Origin of the sequence: Amycolatopsis sp. FBCC-B4732, from assembly GCF_023008405.1 — a bacterium.
GTDB lineage: Bacteria > Actinomycetota > Actinomycetes > Mycobacteriales > Pseudonocardiaceae > Amycolatopsis > Amycolatopsis pretoriensis_A.
This window is the reverse complement of record NZ_CP095376.1, coordinates 6,523,793-6,541,161: the sequence shown is the minus strand read 5'-3', so window position 1 is coordinate 6,541,161 and position 17,369 is coordinate 6,523,793. Positions and strand designations below refer to the sequence as shown.

Sequence of the window (17,369 nt, the reverse complement as noted above, 5' to 3'; positions counted from 1 at the left end):
AGTTGAGTTCATATGTACTGAAGCGTACAGTTCGGCAGCGTCCAGTCGTGACCATCGGGAGGCACACATGCTGTTCGAGCCGGAGCTGACCGCCGTGCACCCCGCGGTGGCGCGCCACGAGGACCGCGGTGCGCTGCTGGCGCTGCTGGCGTTCGCGATGCTGATCGTTTCGCTCGATCAGTACATCGTCGTGGTCGCGCTGCCCGCGATCGGCCGGGATCTGGGGTACTCGGCCCAGACGCTCCAAGCGGTGATCAGCACGTACGCGATCGCCTCCAGCGGTTTCCTGCTGTTCGGCGGGCGGGCCGCGGACCTGCTCGGCCGGCGCCGGGTGCTGGTGGCCGGCCTGGCGCTTTAGGCGGTCGCTTCGGTGCTCGGGGGCCTGGCCACGGTGCCGCTGTGGCAGCTCGCCGGCCGCGCGCTGCAAGGCCTGGGCGGCGCGCTGGTCTTTCCCACCACCCTGGCGATCATCAACACGACCTTCGCCGAGGGACGCGACCGCAATCGCGCGCTGAGCGTGTGGGGCGGAGCCGGGGCCGCCGGCCTGGTCATCGGGGTGCTGCTCGGGGGCGTGCTCACCCAGGCTTTCGGGTGGCAGGCGGTGTTCTTCGTCAACGTTCCGCTGGCCGGCTGCGCGATCGTGCCGGCGTTCGTGCTCATCGCGGCCGACCGGCCGCGTGCGGGGAGCCGGCGATTCGACCTGGCCGGCACGCTGAGCGTCACCGGTGCGGTGACCCTGCTGGCGTTCGCGCTGGTCCGGGGGCCGGACGCGGGGTGGGGTTCGCCCGGGATCGTGGCCTCCCTGGTCGCGGGAGCCCTGCTGCTCGGGGCCTTCGCGGTGATCGAGCGGCGCGGCGCGGACCCGCTGCTGCCCCGCGGCCTGCTGCGCACCCCGAGTCTCGCCCTGGCCCTGGTGGTCGCGTTCATGTTCACGGCCACGTTCGGATCGCTGCTGTACTTCCTCTCCCTCCACTTCCAGGACGTGTGGGGGTACGACGCGCTGGCCACCGGGCTCGGGTTCCTGCTGCCGACCGCGATCGTGGTCGCCGGCTCGGTGCTGGCCGGTCCGGTCGTGACGCGGATCGGGGTGCGGCGCACCCTGCTCGGCGCGCTCGCCACCGGCGCCGTGGGCACGTGCCTGCTCGGCTTCGCGCTGACGCCGGACGGCTCCTACGCCTGGCTGGTGCCCGGTTTGATCGTGGTCAGCGTCGGTGACGGGATGGTCTTCACGGCCATGTACATCGCCGCGGCGACGGGCGTGCCCGGCCACCGGCAGGGTGTCGCCTCGGGGATCGTCACCACCGGTTCCGGCGTGGGTGCGGCGGCCGGGCTCGCGGTGCTCGTCCTGATCGCCACCACCACCGGCGCCCGGCGGCCGGACGGCGAAGCGCTGAGGATCGCGACCGGCGAAGGGATCCGGGCGGCGGTGTTCGTCATCGCCGCGGGAATCGTGCTCACCTTCCTGATCGTGCTGGGGTCTTTCCGGCGCGGCTCTCGCCCGGCCGCGGCCGGGCCGTCCACTCGCCGCTTTCCCTTGTCGCGTAATGGCGAACGCGTCGGCCAGCGTCCTCAGGGCGAGTCCCCGCACGGCGCGCAGGAACCCGGCGACTGCCTGCGCTAGCTGCCGAATCCCTGCTGCACCAACTGTTCCGGTCACGTCGTGCCCCTTTCGCCGGGCGGCGCTCTGCCGCGTGATCACCATCGTGCGCCGGGGGTCCGACAATTTCCGGGGGTGCCCGCCGCGAGTTCACCCGATGGGCTGACACGGGCGACTTTCGCCGGTTATTCCTGTCGGGGGTGGGCCCTAGACTGCGGGACGCTCCGGAAACGGGCGATCACTGGGAGGGCGTGCAGGATGAAGAAGACACTCGTCACCGCGCTGACGGTGGGTGCGTTGTTCGCGGCGGGCACCAGCGTCGCCTCCGCGGCCGATGCGCCGCCGCCGAAGACGACGCATGGGCCTTGTCAGTACACCGAGACGCCGGATGAACCGGCGTCGCGGCCGGTGCCCCTGCCGCCCGATCCGCGGTGGACGCCGGACCACGGCAAGGTCGGCGTGGCGATCCCGACCAGCCAGGGTTCGTTGCCGCTCAAGCTCGACCGGGCGAAGGCGCCGTGCACCGTGCAGAGCTTCCTGCACCTCGCGCGGCACCGGTTCTACGACCACACCGTCTGCCACCGGCTCACCGCCTACCCGACGCTGAAGGTGCTGCAGTGCGGCGACCCGAGCGCGACCGGGGAAGGCGGGCCGGGCTACAAGTACAAGGACGAGCTCCCGGTGGACCTGCCGCCGGCGCCGACCGACCCGACCGGGGCGCGGCGGGTGTACGCGCGCGGGTTGCTGGCGATGGCCAACGCGGGGCCGGACACCAACGGTTCGCAGTTCTTCGTCGTCTACGGCGATTCCGCGCTGCGGCCGAACTACACCGTGTTCGGGACCGTCGGGGCCGAGGGGCTGAAGACCCTCGACAAGGTCGCCGCCGGTGGCATCGAGCCGACGGCGGAGGATCCCGCGCCCGTCGACGGGACGCCCGTGCTGCGGACCGAACTGCTGCGGGTCCGGCCGGACTGCTGGTTCTGATGACGTCCGCGGGCCATCCGGACCGGGTGGCCCGCGGCTTCACCGGAGAAGGGAGAGCTCAGCTGGTGATCTCGTGCAGGGCCTCGATCAACGTCTGGGCCGCGCCGGCGAAAGCGTGCTTCGCCGGGGCCGCGTAGCCGACGATCAGGCCGCCCGGGCGGTTCGCGTCCATCCAGTGGCTGCCCAAGCCTTCGATGCCGATCGCTCGGCGGCGGCAGGCCGCGAGGGCCTGCGTCTCCGTCGGGCCGCCCGGTGGCAGCACCAGCAGCAGGTGCAGCCCCGCCGAAATGCCCTCAGGGCGGACCGAATCCGGCAACGCGGCCAGCAGGCGGGTGCGGCGCGAGCGGTACTCCGCGCGGCTGCGGCGGACGTGCCGGTCGTATGCGCCCGAGTCGATCAGCTCCGCCAAGGCCAGCTGGTTCAGCACCGCCGGGCGGGAGCCGCTGTCGGCCATCGCCGCGCGGACCGGTTCCACCAGTGACCTCGGCAGCACCAGCCAGGCCAGGCGCAGGGCCGGGGCGAGCGTCTTGCTCGCCGTTCCCGCGTAGACGACCCGCTCCGGGGCCAGCGCCTGCAGCGCGCCGACCTGCTGGTGGTCGAACCGGAACTCGCCGTCGTAGTCGTCCTCCAGCACGTACGCGCCGGAGCGCGTCAGCGCGGCCCGGCGGTGCGGGGCGAGCGTGACGCCGGTGGGGTACTGGTGCGCCGCCGTCACGACGACGGCCGGACTGTCCAAAGCGGACACGTCGAGGCCGTGCTCGTCGACCGGCACGCCGACCACCCGCGGGCCCTGGGCCGCCGCGATCGAGCGGTACATGCCCAGTGACGGGTTTTCGAACGCCACTTCGCCGACGCCCAAGCCGAACAAAGCACGGGACAGCACCGCGATGGCGTGCGAATACCCGTGGCAGACGACGATTCGCGCCGGGTCGGCCACCACCCCGCGGGCGCGGGCGAGGTAGCCCGCGAGGGTGTCCCGCAGCTCCGGCGCGCCCAGCTCCGACTCGTAGCCGAACGCCGACGCCGGGGTGCGCAGCAGGGCGCGGCGGGTCGCGCTGAGCCACGCCTGACGCGGGAACGCCGTCAGGTCCGGGCGGCCCGGCCGCAGGTCCCAGCGGGGCGCGGGATCGCGGGGCGCTTGGCGCGGAGCGGACTGGGGGAGCGAACCGGCCGTCGCGACGCGGGTCGGTGCGCCCTGGGCCGTGCGCAGGTAGCCCTCGGCGGCCAGGTCGGCGTACACGCGCGTGACCGTGCCGCGGGCGACGCCCAGGTCCTGGGCCAGCGCGCGGGTCGAGGGCACCGCCGCGTCCGGTTGCCAGCGGCCCTCGCGGATGGCCGCGCGGATCGCCGCCGCGAGGCCGCTCCGGCCGGTGGCGGGCTGCCAATCGAGGTGGACGTCCAGGCCGCTCGACGGGCCGCCGTCGACGCCGGAACTGGACCACATATCTGCCATGTCACTGGACCATACCCGTGGACCAGTTCGGGCTAGCGTGAACGTCATGACCAAGCGAATCGGACTCGGGGGCGCCCCCGAGCTCTACCAGGCGATGGCGAACCTGCAGGCCGAAGTGAACAAGGCCGGGGCCAACGCCGGGCTCGACCCGAAACTCCTCGAACTCGTCAAGACCCGCGCGTCGCAGATCAACGGCTGCGCGTTCTGCCTCGACATGCACTCCCGCGACGCCCTGGAGCTGGGCGAGTCGCCGCGGCGGCTGTTCGTCCTCGACGGCTGGCGCGAGACGGACCTGTTCACCGAGCAGGAGCAGGCCGCCCTCGCCCTCACCGAAGCGATGACCAAGCTGGCCGCGACCCAGACCGTCCCCGACGACGTCTACGAGCAGGCCGCGCAGGTGTTCACCGAAGACCAGTACCGCGCGGTGGCGTGGGAGATCATCGCGATCAACAGCTGGAACCGGATGACCATCACCAGCCACACGCCACTGCCGAAGCGGGACTCGTGACCGCCGCCGCGCTCAAGGCGCTGCACGTTCCCGGCAAGCCGCTCGTGCTGCCGAACGCCTGGGACGCCGATACCGCCAAGCTCGTCGAAGCCGCCGGGTTCGCGGCCGTCGCGACCAGTTCGGTCGCCGCAGCGGCCGCGCTCGGGTTCGCCGACGGGGAGCAGGCGCCGGCGGACGAGATGTTCGCCGCCGCCGCGCGGATCGCCAAGGCGGTCGGCGTGCCGGTGACCGTCGACGCCGAGTCGGGCTACGGCCTGTCCGGCGCCGAGCTCGCCGGACGGCTGGCCGACGCGGGCGCGGCCGGCTGCAACTTCGAGGACACCGACCACGCCACCGGCGGGGTGCGGCCGGTCGCCGAGCAGGCCGCGCGGATCGCCGCCCTGCGCGAGGCGGCGGGCGACGGCCTGGTGATCAACGCCCGCGTCGACTCCTTCCGCGGCGTCGACGCGAAGGAAGCGCTGGCCGACGGCGTCGCCCGGGCGAAGGCCTACCTCGAAGCGGGCGCCGACTGCGTCTACCCGATCCACCTGCGCACGCCGGAGCTGATCGCGGAGTTCGTGCAGGGGGTCGGCGGCGCCGTCAACGCGCCCGCGTGGCCGGGCAGCCCGGACCTCGAAGGCCTCGCCGGACTGGGGGTGGCGAGGATTTCGCTCGGCGGGGGGCTGTGGCAGTACGCCCGCAAGCAGCTCGAAGCGGCCCTTTCCGGGGTCGCCGAAGGCAAGTTGCCCTACTGAGAATGGCCGAAGGCCGCCGCGAGGGTGACTCACGACGGCCTTCGGTGTTTCGGGGGGTCAGTGCGCGACGGCCTTCTCGGCACCCGCGCCGGTCAGCGACCGGACCTCCATCTCGGCGTACTTCTTCTCGTCGTGCTCCTTGGACAGGACCGTGCCCAGCCAGCCCAGGACGAACGCGGCCGGGATCGAGACGATGCCCGGGTTGCTCAGCGGGAACCAGGCGAAGTCGGCGTTCTTGAACATCGACGTGCTCTTGCCGGAAACCGCCGGCGAGAAGACGATCAGCACGATCGTGATGGCCAGGCCACCGTAGATCGACCACAGCGCGCCCTGGGTGTTGAACCGCTTCCAGAACAGCGAGTACAGGATCGTCGGCAGGTTCGCCGACGCCGCGACCGCGAAGGCGAGCGCCACCAGGAAGGCGACGTTCTGCCCGTTGGCCAGGATGCCGCCGCCGATCGCGAGGGCGCCGATCACCAGCGCGGTGATCCGGGCGACCTTGACCTCGGCGTCCGGCGACGTCTTGCCCCGCTTGACGACGTTCGCGTAGACGTCGTGCGCGAAGGACGCCGACGCCGTGATCGTCAGGCCGGCGACCACCGCGAGGATCGTGGCGAACGCGACCGCGGAGATCAGGCCCAGCAGCACCGGCCCGCCCAGTTCGAGCGCGAGCAGCGGCGCCGCGGAGTTGACCCCGCCGGGCGCCTTCTTGATCGTGTCCGGCCCGACCAGCGCACCGGCGCCGTAGCCGAGCACCAGCGTGAACAGGTAGAACACGCCGATCAGCACGATCGCCCAGACGACCGAGCGGCGCGCGTCGCGGGCGGTCGGCACGGTGTAGAAGCGCATCAGGACGTGCGGCAGGCCGGCGGTGCCCAGCACCAGGGCGATGCCGAGGGACAGGAAGTCCAGTTTGGACGTTCCGGTGGCGCCGTACTGCTTGCCCGGGCCGAGTAGCGTCTCGCCGGCCTTCCCCGCCTTGTCGACGGCGGCCTGCAGCAGGCTGGAGAAGTTGAAGCCGTACTTGCCCAGCACCCACAGCGTCATCGCGAGCGCGCCGACGATCAGCAGCGCGGCCTTGATGATCTGGACCCAGGTGGTGCCCTTCATGCCGCCGATCAGCACGTAGGCGATCATGATGATGCCGACCACGGCGATGACCAGCGCCTGCGCGCCGGAGCCTTCGACGCCGAGCAGCAGCGCGACGAGACCGCCGGCGCCCGCCATCTGCGCCAGCAGGTAGAAGAACGACACGATCAGCGTCGACGTCGCGGCCGCGGCCCGCACCGGGCGCTGCTTCATGCGGAACGCGAGCACGTCGCCCATCGTGAACTTGCCGGTGTTGCGCAGCAGTTCCGCGACCAGCAGCAGCGCGACGAGCCACGCGACCAGGAAGCCGATGGAGTAGAGGAAGCCGTCGTAGCCGTTGATCGCGATGGCACCGGCGATGCCGAGGAACGACGCCGCCGAAAGGTAGTCACCCGAGATCGCGACGCCGTTCTGCGGGCCGGTGAAGGCGCGGCCGGCGGCGTAGTAGTCCGATGCCGTCTTGGAGTTGCGGCTGGCGCGGAACACGATCACCAGCGTGATGAGCACGAAGAGGGCGAAGATGCCGATGTTGAGGAGCGGGTTGCTGCCCTCGACGCTCGCGGCAAGGGTCGCGGTCATGCCTGCTCCTTCTCGATGTCTTCCCGGATCTTCTCGGCCACGGGGTCGAGCTTCCGGTTCGCGTAGCGGACGTACAACCCGGTGATGACGAACGTCGAAACGAACTGCAGCAGGCCGAAGACCAGCCCGACGTTGATGTTCCCGAAGAGCTTGGTGCTCATGAAGCCGTGCGCGTAGTCCGCGAGCAGCACGTACAGCAGGTACCAGACCAGGAACAACGCCGTCATGGGGAAGACGAACCGGCGCAGGCGGCTGCGCAGCTCCCGGAACTCGGTGCTGTCGTGTGCGTGTTCCCAGACCGTCTCAGACGTTTCCGGGGGCCCGCCGGTGTCCGTAGTGCTCATCGCTGCTGCTCCCTGCGACGCTGCGGAAAGTGACGTGCGACACCGTAGGGACGTGTGAGTCTCGCGTGAAGATTCAGCGGCTCAACAGCCGGGCCAGACGACGAACGGTTGACGAACGGTCACGCGGTTCCGTCGAACGGGGTTCGTCCAGGTGCAACCGGAGCATCGCCGCCGTCGACCAGGTGGGTGGCCTGCCCCGCAGGGAGACCAGCACCATTGCGCCGAATGCCAGCGGTACCGACCAGGGTGCCGGTTGCTGCACCAAGATCGCCACCCAGCCGTGCAGGTCCGGCCCGGCGAGGGCGAACAGGATCGAGCCCGACGACGCGACGAGCCCGGTCAGCACCCCGGCGATCCCGCCCGCCGCGGTCAGCCGCGGCCACCAGATGCCGAGCACGAGCAGCGGGCAGAACGTCGACGCGGCCACGGTGAAGCCCCACGTGACGAGCACCCCCGCGTCGAGCTCGGCCGAGCGCAGCGCCAGCAGCACCATGATCGCGGCGACGCCGAACACCGCGATCCGCAGCCGGCGCAGCCCGCCGGGCACGAGGTCGTGCGCGATGGCGCCGGACATCACCAGCAGCAGGCCGAGCGACGTCGCCAGGAACGCGGCGAACGCGCCCGCGGTCAGCAACGCCGTGAAGAGACCGCCGGCCCAGCCACTGTCCACTTGGTACGGCAGCGCGACGACCACCGTGTCCGTCGCGCCGGAGAGGTACAGCCCGGGCACGAGGACCCGGCCGAGCACGCCGTAGATGCCGGGGAAGAGGTAGAAGATCCCCAGCAGCGCCACGGTGATCGCGGCGGTGCGGCGCGCGGCGCGGCCGTCCGGGCTCGTGTGGAAGCGCATGAGCACGTGCGGCAGGCCCATCGTGCCGAGCATGGTCGCGATGAGCACGGACCAGGTGCCGAGCAGCGGGTAGCCCTGGTCGCCGAGGTCGAGCAGCGGCCGCTGCCAGTCGGCGCCGCCGAGCGGGGCGCCGCCGCGGACCGCCGGGACCGCCGCGCCCGCGCCGAACACGACCTCGTCCTGGCTGTGCGTGGTGAATTCACCCGGCGGCAGAGTTTCCCCGATGCCGTTGCGCCGCACCGGGGTCGGCTCGCGGATCTCCATGGTGACGTCGACTTCGAAGCGCACCGGGGTTTCGCGGGCGAAGTGGGTGAACTCGACGGGGTTGAGCGCGTCGGTCCGGTTGACCGCGCCCGCCTGGAGGACGAGCCAGATCGCCGGGATGAGGAACAGCAGCAGCTTGAGCACGAACTGGAACGCCTGGACGTAGGTCGCCGCGCGCATCCCGCCGAGCGCGAGCGTGACGCTGACCGCGGCGCCCGCCAGGACCACGCCGACCCAGTACGGCGTGCCGCCGACCGCGGTGAGCACCAGCCCGGCGGTGCGGAACTGCGGGACGACGTAGATGGTGCCGATCACCAGGACCACGACGGCGGTGAGGCGGCGCAGCGCGGGGGAGTTGAGCCGGGCTTCGGCGAAGTCCGGGACGGTCAGCGCGCCCGAGCGCCGCATCGGGGCGGCGACGAGGACGAGCATCGCGATGTAGCCTGCGGTGAAGCCGACCGGGTACCAGAGGGCACCGATGCCGTCCTTGACGACGAGGCCCGCGACGCCGAGGAAGCTCGCCGCGGACAGGTATTCGCCGGAGACGGCGGCCGAGTTGACCAGCGGCGAGATCCGGCGGGAGGCGACCAGGAAGTCGGACGTCGTGCGCATCGCCGCGACTCCGCGGACGCCGATGAGCAGCGTCACGAGGACGACGGGGGCGACGGCGAGCGCGATGCCCACTAGCGTGCTCCGCCGGTTTCATGCGCCCCAATGTGGCGTTCGGGGCGTTCAACGCGCCGAACGCCACATTGGGGCGCTCGGGGCCGGAGGGGGAGGCGGGTCACCGGTCGTCCTCGAGGCGCTCGGCGCGGCGGAGCTGCCAGCGGGCGAGGAGGGCCATCGCGGGGTACGGGAGGACAGCGAGCATCAGCCAGGAGAGGGGGATGCCGAGGAGGCGCACGGTGTCCAGGGCGGGGAAGAGCGCGAAGACGCCGGGGAGGCCGAGCAGCAGGGCGAACATCAGGACGAGGGCGGGGATGCCGCGGCGGCGCTGGGCGCGGTAGAGGGTGGTGGCGCGCTGGGTGTCGCCGACGGGGAGGCGGGATTGGCGCCAGCGGTGGCGGGAGCGGCGGCGCGCGTGGGCGAGGCGGGTCTGCGGGCTGGTGACGGCGACGCGGCGGATCTTGCTCATCGCGGGCCCGGCCGGAGGTAGGAGGCGGCTGCGCGGTTCATCGCGGGCCCGGTCCGAGCTGGCCGCGCTGGGCCGCCTCCAGCAGCCGGTCCCGCAAGTCCCGTGCGTGCCGTCGGCTCACCGGTACGTCGCCGGCCTCCGTGTGGGCCAGCAACCCGCCCGCGCTGTCGCTGCGCAGCTCCAGCACCGCGCGCACCGCCAGCAGGAACCCGCGGTGCACCCGGCTGAACCCCGTTCCCTCCCAGTACTCCTCGAGCCGCGAAATCGGCATCCGCACCAGGTGCACGCCGCCGCGGGTGTGCAGGCGGACGTAGTCGCCGTGGGCCTCCACGAACAGGACGTCGTCGCGGCGGACGTACCTCGTGCGCCCGCCGGACTCCACCGGCAGCGCGGCCATCGCGTCCGGGGTCGCTCGCGAAGCCGGTGTCGCCATCCGCAGCACCTTCGCCAGCGCCGCCGAAAGGCGTTCCGCGCGGACCGGCTTCAACAGGTAGTCCACGGCTCCGATGCCGTACGCCGCCACCGCGTGGCCGTCGTGGGCGGTGACGAACACGATCACCGGGGGCTCGCTCAAGCGGGCCAGCAGGGAAGCCAGTTCCAAACCGTCGAGGCCCGGCATCGAGATGTCGAGGAACACCGCGTCGAACCGATCTGCCTGAAGCAGCTTCAACGCCTTCAGCGCGTCGCCCGCGCCGACGACTTCGCCGACTTCGGGCGCCTCACGCAGCATGCGGCACAGCTCGTCCAACGCGGGCGGCAGGTCGTCCACGGCGAGTACGCGAAGCGACGTCACGGCAGCACCCCCGGCTGGAACCGCGGGACCCGCACGACCACGCGGGTGCCCGCGCCGACCTCGGTCTCCACCGTCAGCCCGTACCAGGCGCCGTAGACGTCCCGCAGCCGTCTGTCCACATTGGCCAGTCCGAGGCCGGCCGGGTCGTCGTCGCCGGTGCGGCCGGCGAGGAGGTCCGCCGCGCGCTTCGGGTCCATGCCGACGCCGTCGTCCTCGACGAAGATCACGCAGTCGTTCCCTTCCGCCTGGCCGTGCACCTGGACGAAGCCGGTGCCCGAGCGCGACTCGATGCCGTGCCGGATCGCGTTCTCCACCAACGGTTCCAGCACCAGGTACGGCACGGCGACGGCGAGGATCTCCGGCGCCACCCGCACCTGGACGCGCAGCCGTTCGCCGAGCACCGCGCGCTGCAGCGCCAGGTACGTCTCGATCGCGCGGAACTCCTCCGCCACCACCGTGTACTCGCCGTGGCGCGCCAGGCTGTAGCGGGTGTAGTCGGCGAAGTCGAGCATGAGGTCGCGGGCGCGGTCGGGGTCCGAGCGCACCAGCGACGCGATCACCGTCAGCGCGTTGTAGACGAAGTGCGGGGACATCTCCGCCCGCAGCGCCCGCAGTTCGGCCTGCGCCGCCTGTTCCGCCGACGCCTCCAGCCGCCCGCGCTCCAGCGCCTGCACGACCAGGTCCGCCGCCTGGGCCGCGACCGCCTCGCGGACGTCGCCGACCACCAGCAGCGCCCCGGCCAGTTCGTCTCGGACGTGCAGCGGCAGCACCAGGACGTCCGGTGCGGAACCGGGTTCCTCGGTGTGCAGCACGCCGTCGAGCACCGTCGCGACGACCGCGTCCGGCCCGGGCCGTCCCGACCAGAGCAGCGAACCGGACAGGTCGGTGAGGCCGAGCCCGGGGAAGCCGAACAGCCGGCGCAGGCCGTGCGCGGCGCGGCGCGCGCGGGTGCCGGAGAGGCCGTCGCGCAGGTCGTCGGTGATCCGGCGGGCGGCGGCGAGCACCGGCAGCGGGTCGGCGCGCGACGCCGGGCGCAGGTGCACGGTCATCGGGCCTCCCCTCGGCGGCGGTGTCCAGGGGAACAGATCCTACGGCTACCCCGGTTCCCCGCGATCGGCCAGCACCTGGGCGTGGCGGCGGAAGCGGCGCCAGGTCCGGTAGTCGTCGAGGCCGGTGACTTTGGCCGGTTCAGGCACCCGCACCAGCAGGCTCGCGTCGGCCGGGTAGGGCCGGTCGGGCAGCGAGATCCAGCCCGTCGTGCGGGTCTCCTTCACCGCCACCCGCACCGGCCGGAACGTCGTCGGGTCCAGCCCCTCGCTGTGCCGGACGACCTCCTCGAAGAACCACGCCGACGTGATCAGCCCGAGCACGCCGGGCGACGCCTTGAGCGCCTCCTTCAGCGGTGCCGCGTCCAGGAGCCGGAACGCGTGGTTGATCGCCGGCGCGGTGACGCCGTGGTCGTCGTAGGCCACCTCACCCGCGTGCAGCGCCATCCGGAGCCGGATCCGGGCACCGGCGTGGTGGTTCAGGTTGTGCCGGTGCAGCGCCACGGCGAGCGCGTTGGGCAAGAACTCGACGAAGAGCCGCTTCGGGATCTGCGGCGGGGCCAGGACGAAGACACCGTCGCCGCAGTCCTCGCTCCGGCAGGCCGTCCAGGGGACGCCCACGTCGTCGAACGCCCGGCACAGCGCGCGGTACAGCCCGTCGCGCAGCGCCAAGCGGTGTGGTGTGGTCCGGCACCGATCGCCGTAGCCCTCGACGTCCACGGCGAAGATCGTCCGGTGCACGGCCGATCGTTCGTAGTTCATCGCACCCTCCCTGCGATCATGCATGTGTAAATGCATGTGCAGATGAGTGTGACGGGCGGCACCCGTCCGTGAAACGGGCCGTGCGGTGAGCGGTTGCCTCGCCGCGGTGACCGGCGGTGACCGATCACCGGCGGTGAAACCGCTGGTCAAAGCCCCTGCGGGAGGTGCGCGCACCCCTCGCAGGGACCTGACGGACCGATCAGCAGGACTGCTTGTAGAAGTACTGGGAGTTGGCTTCCATGTCCGCCTTGGTGATCGAGTGCAGCTGCGCGGTCAGGTTCCGCGTCACCGGCTTGCCCTCGATCGCGGCGACGGCCTGGTCGACGCCCTGGGTGCCGATCGACGCCGGGTCCTGGGCGATCAGGGCCTGGTACTGGCCGCTCTTCAGGCCCTCGACCTCGGACGGGCTGGCGTCGAAGCCGATCAGGTTCACCGCGCCGACCTTGCCCGCGTTGCGCAGGCCGGTCGCCGCGCCCTCGCCGGTGTTGAGGTTGGTCGCGAAGACGCCGATCAGGTCCGGCGTCGACGACAGGGCCGCCGTCACCTTCGCCGCGGCCTGCTCCGGCTCGTTCTGGGTGAACTGGACGCCGATCGACTTCAGGTTCGGGGTGTTCTTCAGCTCGTCCTCGAAGCCCTTCGCGCGCGCCGCCGTCGTGGACGTGCCGGCGATCGTGTCGAGCACCAGCACCGAGCCGCTCTTGCCGTTCGCGAGCTTCGCCATCGTCTGGGCGGCCAGCTTGCCGCCCGCGGCGTTGTCGGACGAGACGGACGACGCGGCCACGCCGGTGTCCTTGAGCGCGGTGTCGACCTCGACGATCTTGCTGCCGCGGGCCTTGACCTGCTGGATCGGCGCGAGCATCGCCGTGTCGTCGGTCGGGGCGATGAGCAGCGCCGCCGGCGGGTTCGAGCCGAGGGCGTTGACCAGCTGGGTCTGCAGGGGAGCGTCGAACTTCTGCGGCGCCTGCGTCGTCAGCTCGTAGCCGAGCTTCTTCGCTTCGGCCTCCGCGCCGCACTGCAGCGAGATGTAGAACGGCTCCGCCTGCACACCGGGGATCAGTGCCAGCTTCTTGCCCCCGACCGGCTGGGCCGAGTCACCGGACCCGGTTTGCCCGACCGTGCCGGACCCGCACGCGGTGAGCAGGGCCGCGGCGGAGACCACGGCACCCATGGCGGTGAGAGACTTGGTCAGCTTCATGCGTAAGCACCTCTTTGTACTCGGGGGGACTCAGCGGGAGTTGCGGCGACGGCGGCGGCGCTGGTCGAACCAGACCGCGGCGATCAGGACCCAGCTGACGATGAACATCTGCCAGAAGTCCTGGACGTGGATGATGGTGAAGCCCTTGCGCAGCACCGCGGGGATGAACACCCCGATCACCGTGCCGAGGATCGTGCCGACGCCGCCGAAGAGGCTCGTGCCGCCCATCACGACCGCGGCGATGGCGTTGAGGTTGTCAGTGGTGTGCCCGGAGATGGTGGTCGAGTTGTAGTAGGCCAGCGACAGGAACCCGGCGATCCCGGCCAGGACACCCGTGAGCGTGTAGACCTTCAGCAGGTGGGCGGTGACGCCGATGCCCACCCGGCGCGCGCCCTCGGCGTTGGAGCCGACCGCGAACGTGTACCGCCCGAACTTCGTCGTCCGCAGCAGCCACGCCCCGAGCACGGTGATCACGATCGCCACGATCACCAGGTTCGGCACGATGCCGAACGAGGTGCCGTAGCCGAGGGTCTGGGTGAGGGCGGCCGGCACGGTCCGCAGGTCCGAGCCGCCGTTGAGCAGGTAGGCGGTGGCCAGCGCCGCGCCCATGGTGCCGAGCGTGACGATCAGCGGCGGGAGCTTCGCCAGCGCGACGAGGGCGCCGTTGATCAGCCCCCAGATCGTGCCGGTGACCACGGCGACGACGAACCCGACGGCGATCACCCCCCAGCCCGCCTTCGACGCGTCGCCGCCGGAGAGCGCCTCCATCGTCTTGCCGCCGACCATGCCGGAGAGGATCAGCACCGAGCCGACCGAGAGGTCGATGCCCGAGGTGATGATCACGAAGGTCATGCCGACCGAAAGGATCAGCAGGACCGAGGATTCGATGAACAGCGTCTGGAAGGTGAACAGCGTCGGGAAGGTGTCCGGCGCGATCACGCTGAACAACACGACCAGGCCCAGCAGGACCAGCCCGATCCAGAACGTGTTGGCCTCGACCAGGCGCTTGCCCAGCGGCCGCTTGCCGAAGCCCGCTTCGGGCGACTCCTGGATGTCCTTCGTGGGCGCGCTCACGCGGCCTCCTCCTGCACGAGCGCCCCGGTCATCGCGGCGACGAGGTCTTCGAGCTTCGTGTCCGCCCCGGTGAACCGGGCGACGCGCTTGCCGAGCCGCAGCACCTCGACGCGGTCGGCGACCGACAGCACCTCGGGCATGTTGTGGCTGATCAGCACCACGGCGATGCCCTTGTCGCGCACCTTCTTGATGACGTCGAGGACGCGTTCGCGCTGCACGACGCCCAGCGCCGCGGTCGGCTCGTCCATGAACACGACCTTCGACGCCCACACGACCGAGCGCGCCACCGCGACGCTCTGGCGCTGCCCGCCCGACAGCGAGCCGATCGGGACGTCGGTGCTCTGCAGCGTCACGCCGAGGCGCTGGAACTCCTCGACGGCCCGCCGCCGCATCTCCGCCTTGTCGAGCATGCCGAGCTTGCCGAGGATGCCCTTGCGGTGGATTTCGCGGCCCAGGAACAGGTTCGCGGCCGGGTCGAGCTCGGGGGCGACGGCGAGGTCCTGGTAGACGGTCTCGATGCCCAGGCGCCGCGCGGTGGTCGGCGAGTCGAAGTGCGCTTCGGCGCCGTCGAGGAGGATCTTGCCCGACGTCGGCTGCTCCGCGCCGGAGAGACACTTGACCAACGTGGACTTGCCGGCGCCGTTGTCGCCGATCAGCGCGGTCACTTCGCCCGCGCGGGCCTGGAAGGACGCGCCGCGCAGGGCTTCGACGGAGCCGTAGTGCTTGGTCAGGCCGACCGCTTCCAGGAGGAATTCGCTCATCCGTTCCTCTCTTCCGGCGCCGGCGGGCGGCAGCGGATGGCCGTCGCCGTGCCGGACAGCTCGGTCTGACCGGCGTCGAACGGCACGACGTAGGTGTCGCCCTTGGCCAGCGCGTACTCGCCGCCGTGCTCGGTGCGCAGGGTGCCTTCGCCGTCGAGCACGACCAGAACCGCGAAGGAGGGGTCCAATGACAACGTTGTCGTCTTGTCGGTGCGCAGTTGCTCGGCCCGGAAGAACCGCTCCGAACCGGTGGCCAGCAGGTCGACCGTCGAACCGCTGTCGCCGGCGGTCCGCTTGATGATCGTGTCCAGCCGCCCGGTGTCCCAGCCCGAGGTGTCCAGCGCCTCGATCGCGGTGTCGAAGCCCAGGCCGAGGTGGCCTTTTTCGGGCGAGGCGAGGAAGTCCCGCCATTCGATGGTGAGCGAGAAGTCCGTCGGCTGCTGCAGTTCGACGACGAACACGCCTTCGCCGATGGCGTGCGGCAAGCCCGCCGGGATGTAGACAGTGTCGCCCGCGCTGACCGGCACGCTGTTCAGCGCGCCCAGCATCGACGGCACGTCCTGCTCGCGCGTCCACTCGGACACCGTGGCCTTCGACAGCGTTTCCTTGAACCCGGGGTAGACGCGCGGGTCGTCGCCGTAGGTCCCGACCACGATCCACGCTTCGGTCTTGCCGAAGTGCGAGTCGAAGTGCCGCTTCGCGAACGTGTCGTCCGGGTGGAAGTGCACGGGCAGCCGCTGGCCCGCGTCGAGCAGCTTCACCAGCAGGCCGGTCGACGTCCCGAGCGCTTCGACGTGCTTGGCGCCGAGCCACGCCGGGGCGTCGCGCTCGACGGCGTCGCGCAGCCAGGCGCCGTCCGGGAGCCGGGTGAGGCCGTTGGTGTCCTGCCCGAACATGGTGCTCACCGACGCGACCCAGTCCTCCGGGCCGAACTTCTTGTCGGACGACGCCCCGCGCAGCGCCGCGATGGCGTCGCCGCCGCGGTAGAACTGCGGTGGCTGGTTGGCCGGGAGGCGGATCGGTTCGAGGGTCACGGGGCGACCTCACCGGAACCACGGGCGACGAGATGCACGGGCAGGACTACCTTTCTGGGCGGGGACTGGTCTCCTTGGACGCGGGCGAAGAGCAGCTCGGCCGCGGCGTGGCCGAGGGCGCTCACGTCGTGCGCGATCACGGTGACCGGCGGGTCGAGCAGGTCCGCCAGCTCGAAGTCGTCGAAGCCGACCATCGCCGGCCGCTGCTCGGCGTGGGCCAGCGCGCGCAGCACGTGCACGGCGATCCGGTTGTTGCCCGCGATCACCGCGGTGGCCGCGTCCGGGCCGTGCAGCAGGCGCTTCACCACGTCACCGATGTACTCCGGCGTCGGCGTGCGCATGGAGACGAGCGACTCGTCGTAGGAGATCCCGTTGCGGACGCAGCCTTCGCGGAAGCCGCGAAGGCGCTCGGCCGCGGTGAAGATGTCCGGGCTGTCGCCGAGGAACGCGATCCGCCGGTGGCCGTGCTTCGCCAGGTGCGTGACGGCTTCGATGGTGCCGCCGAGGTTGTCGACCAGCACCGTGTCGGCGACGATGTCGCCGGCCGGGCGGTCGATGAACACCACCGGCGTGCCCGCGCGCATCTCCGGCACCAGGTAGCCGTGCTGCAGACCGGCCGGGACGACGAGGATGCCGTCCACCCGCCGCGCGCAGAACTCGAGGACGAGTTCGCGCTCGCGGTCGGAGTTCTCCTCGGACGAGCCGGTGAGCACCTGGCGCCCGAACGACGTCGCGATGCGCTCGACCGCGCGGTTCAGCTCGGAGTAGAAGGGGTTGCCGACGTCCTCGACGATCAGCCCGATGGTGCCGGTGGTCGACCCGCGGCGCAGGTTGCGCGCGCCCAGGTTGCGCCGGAAGCCCAGCTGCTCGATGGCCGCCATGACCCGCTCGGCGGTGTCCGGGTGCACCGCCGGCTCGTCGTTGACCACACGTGAGACGGTCTTGATGCTGACGCCCGCCAGCCGGGCCACGTCACTCATGGTGGCGCGCCTGCTCGCGGTGCGCGCGGCGCCGTCCCGGTCGCGGCCGGGTGGAGACAACGTTGTCATAGTGACCGGGATTGAACGCCACCCGCCCGTGGCTTGTCAACGCCTGCTGCGTGGATTGTGCCGATTCGGCTACCGACGTCGTAGGTCAGACGGCTGATCATGGTGTCCTTAAGTGGAC

16 protein-coding genes and 1 pseudogene are annotated in these 17,369 nt (G+C 71.5%); 4 read left to right on the top strand and 13 right to left on the bottom strand.

Translation table 11 applies throughout. The annotated features are described in order from the left end of the window. Positions 1-67 precede the first annotated feature (67 nt). Both MUY14_RS28620 and MUY14_RS28610 read left to right on the top strand, forming a co-directional pair. Positions 68-1,621 (top strand): annotated as a pseudogene (locus MUY14_RS28620) (MFS transporter). Between the two features lie 234 nt (positions 1,622-1,855). Continuing rightward, positions 1,856-2,581, top strand: coding sequence for a peptidylprolyl isomerase (locus MUY14_RS28610; protein ID WP_247013723.1), 726 nt, complete (start codon positions 1,856-1,858; stop codon positions 2,579-2,581). A gap of 58 nt (positions 2,582-2,639) precedes the next feature. On the opposite strand, the gene MUY14_RS28605 is transcribed toward MUY14_RS28610, so the two are convergent. Continuing rightward, on the bottom strand, positions 2,640-4,034 hold the full coding sequence (locus MUY14_RS28605; protein ID WP_247013721.1) for a PLP-dependent aminotransferase family protein: 1,395 nt from the start codon (positions 4,032-4,034) through the stop codon (positions 2,640-2,642). A 46-nt stretch (positions 4,035-4,080) separates the two neighbouring features. Here MUY14_RS28605 and MUY14_RS28600 point away from each other — a divergent pair, with 46 nt between their 5' ends. Beyond that, the gene (locus tag MUY14_RS28600; protein ID WP_247013719.1) at positions 4,081-4,542 is read left to right on the top strand and encodes a carboxymuconolactone decarboxylase family protein; all 462 of its coding nucleotides are present in this window, start codon (positions 4,081-4,083) and stop codon (positions 4,540-4,542) included. Beyond that, complete coding sequence (locus MUY14_RS28595) at positions 4,539-5,276, top strand: isocitrate lyase/phosphoenolpyruvate mutase family protein (RefSeq protein ID WP_247013717.1); 738 nt, start codon at positions 4,539-4,541, stop codon at positions 5,274-5,276. Before MUY14_RS28600 ends, MUY14_RS28595 begins: the two co-directional genes overlap by 4 nt. A gap of 57 nt (positions 5,277-5,333) precedes the next feature. On the opposite strand, the gene MUY14_RS28590 is transcribed toward MUY14_RS28595, so the two are convergent. The 12 genes from MUY14_RS28590 to MUY14_RS28535 form a co-directional block, all read right to left on the bottom strand. Beyond that, positions 5,334-6,944 (bottom strand): cation acetate symporter, encoded by a 1,611-nt coding sequence (locus MUY14_RS28590; protein WP_247013715.1) that lies wholly within the window; start codon positions 6,942-6,944, stop codon positions 5,334-5,336. Next, on the bottom strand, positions 6,941-7,288 hold the full coding sequence (locus MUY14_RS28585; RefSeq protein ID WP_247013713.1) for a DUF485 domain-containing protein: 348 nt from the start codon (positions 7,286-7,288) through the stop codon (positions 6,941-6,943). The genes MUY14_RS28590 and MUY14_RS28585 overlap by 4 nt, the downstream gene beginning before the upstream one ends. A gap of 73 nt (positions 7,289-7,361) precedes the next feature. Then, on the bottom strand, positions 7,362-9,086 hold the full coding sequence (locus MUY14_RS28580) for a cation acetate symporter (RefSeq protein WP_247013711.1): 1,725 nt from the start codon (positions 9,084-9,086) through the stop codon (positions 7,362-7,364). Positions 9,087-9,186: 100 nt separating this feature from the next. Continuing rightward, positions 9,187-9,537, bottom strand: a complete 351-nt coding sequence (locus tag MUY14_RS28575; protein ID WP_247013710.1) for a hypothetical protein — start codon at positions 9,535-9,537, stop codon at positions 9,187-9,189. A gap of 37 nt (positions 9,538-9,574) precedes the next feature. Further along, on the bottom strand, positions 9,575-10,330 hold the full coding sequence (locus MUY14_RS28570) for a LytTR family DNA-binding domain-containing protein (protein WP_247013708.1): 756 nt from the start codon (positions 10,328-10,330) through the stop codon (positions 9,575-9,577). Further along, complete coding sequence (locus tag MUY14_RS28565) at positions 10,327-11,379, bottom strand: sensor histidine kinase (protein WP_247013706.1); 1,053 nt, start codon at positions 11,377-11,379, stop codon at positions 10,327-10,329. Before MUY14_RS28565 ends, MUY14_RS28570 begins: the two co-directional genes overlap by 4 nt. Before the next feature lie 45 nt (positions 11,380-11,424). Further along, on the bottom strand, positions 11,425-12,138 hold the full coding sequence (locus MUY14_RS28560; protein WP_247013704.1) for a hypothetical protein: 714 nt from the start codon (positions 12,136-12,138) through the stop codon (positions 11,425-11,427). Positions 12,139-12,337: 199 nt separating this feature from the next. Next, positions 12,338-13,333 (bottom strand): ABC transporter substrate-binding protein, encoded by a 996-nt coding sequence (locus tag MUY14_RS28555; protein ID WP_247013702.1) that lies wholly within the window; start codon positions 13,331-13,333, stop codon positions 12,338-12,340. A 30-nt stretch (positions 13,334-13,363) separates the two neighbouring features. Next, the gene (locus MUY14_RS28550) at positions 13,364-14,407 is read right to left on the bottom strand and encodes an ABC transporter permease (protein ID WP_247013700.1); all 1,044 of its coding nucleotides are present in this window, start codon (positions 14,405-14,407) and stop codon (positions 13,364-13,366) included. Beyond that, positions 14,404-15,168 (bottom strand): ATP-binding cassette domain-containing protein, encoded by a 765-nt coding sequence (locus MUY14_RS28545; RefSeq protein WP_247013698.1) that lies wholly within the window; start codon positions 15,166-15,168, stop codon positions 14,404-14,406. The genes MUY14_RS28550 and MUY14_RS28545 overlap by 4 nt, the downstream gene beginning before the upstream one ends. After that, the gene (locus MUY14_RS28540; protein ID WP_247013696.1) at positions 15,165-16,202 is read right to left on the bottom strand and encodes a class I mannose-6-phosphate isomerase; all 1,038 of its coding nucleotides are present in this window, start codon (positions 16,200-16,202) and stop codon (positions 15,165-15,167) included. Before MUY14_RS28540 ends, MUY14_RS28545 begins: the two co-directional genes overlap by 4 nt. Further along, on the bottom strand, positions 16,199-17,182 hold the full coding sequence (locus tag MUY14_RS28535) for a LacI family DNA-binding transcriptional regulator (protein ID WP_247013694.1): 984 nt from the start codon (positions 17,180-17,182) through the stop codon (positions 16,199-16,201). The genes MUY14_RS28540 and MUY14_RS28535 overlap by 4 nt, the downstream gene beginning before the upstream one ends. Positions 17,183-17,369 lie beyond the last annotated feature (187 nt).

Bases quoted from the DNA above. Each gene is read 5' to 3' on its own strand.
- MUY14_RS28610 (WP_247013723.1), top strand. From the start codon at position 1,856: ATGAAGAAGACACTCGTCACCGCGCTGACGGTGGGTGCGTTGTTCGCG.
- MUY14_RS28605 (WP_247013721.1), bottom strand. From the start codon at position 4,034: ATGGCAGATATGTGGTCCAGTTCCGGCGTCGACGGCGGCCCGTCGAGC.
- MUY14_RS28600 (WP_247013719.1), top strand. From the start codon at position 4,081: ATGACCAAGCGAATCGGACTCGGGGGCGCCCCCGAGCTCTACCAGGCG.
- MUY14_RS28590 (WP_247013715.1), bottom strand. From the start codon at position 6,944: ATGACCGCGACCCTTGCCGCGAGCGTCGAGGGCAGCAACCCGCTCCTC.
- MUY14_RS28585 (WP_247013713.1), bottom strand. From the start codon at position 7,288: ATGAGCACTACGGACACCGGCGGGCCCCCGGAAACGTCTGAGACGGTC.
- MUY14_RS28575 (WP_247013710.1), bottom strand. From the start codon at position 9,537: ATGAGCAAGATCCGCCGCGTCGCCGTCACCAGCCCGCAGACCCGCCTC.
- MUY14_RS28565 (WP_247013706.1), bottom strand. From the start codon at position 11,379: ATGACCGTGCACCTGCGCCCGGCGTCGCGCGCCGACCCGCTGCCGGTG.
- MUY14_RS28560 (WP_247013704.1), bottom strand. From the start codon at position 12,138: ATGAACTACGAACGATCGGCCGTGCACCGGACGATCTTCGCCGTGGAC.
- MUY14_RS28555 (WP_247013702.1), bottom strand. From the start codon at position 13,333: ATGAAGCTGACCAAGTCTCTCACCGCCATGGGTGCCGTGGTCTCCGCC.
- MUY14_RS28545 (WP_247013698.1), bottom strand. From the start codon at position 15,168: ATGAGCGAATTCCTCCTGGAAGCGGTCGGCCTGACCAAGCACTACGGC.
- MUY14_RS28535 (WP_247013694.1), bottom strand. From the start codon at position 17,182: ATGAGTGACGTGGCCCGGCTGGCGGGCGTCAGCATCAAGACCGTCTCA.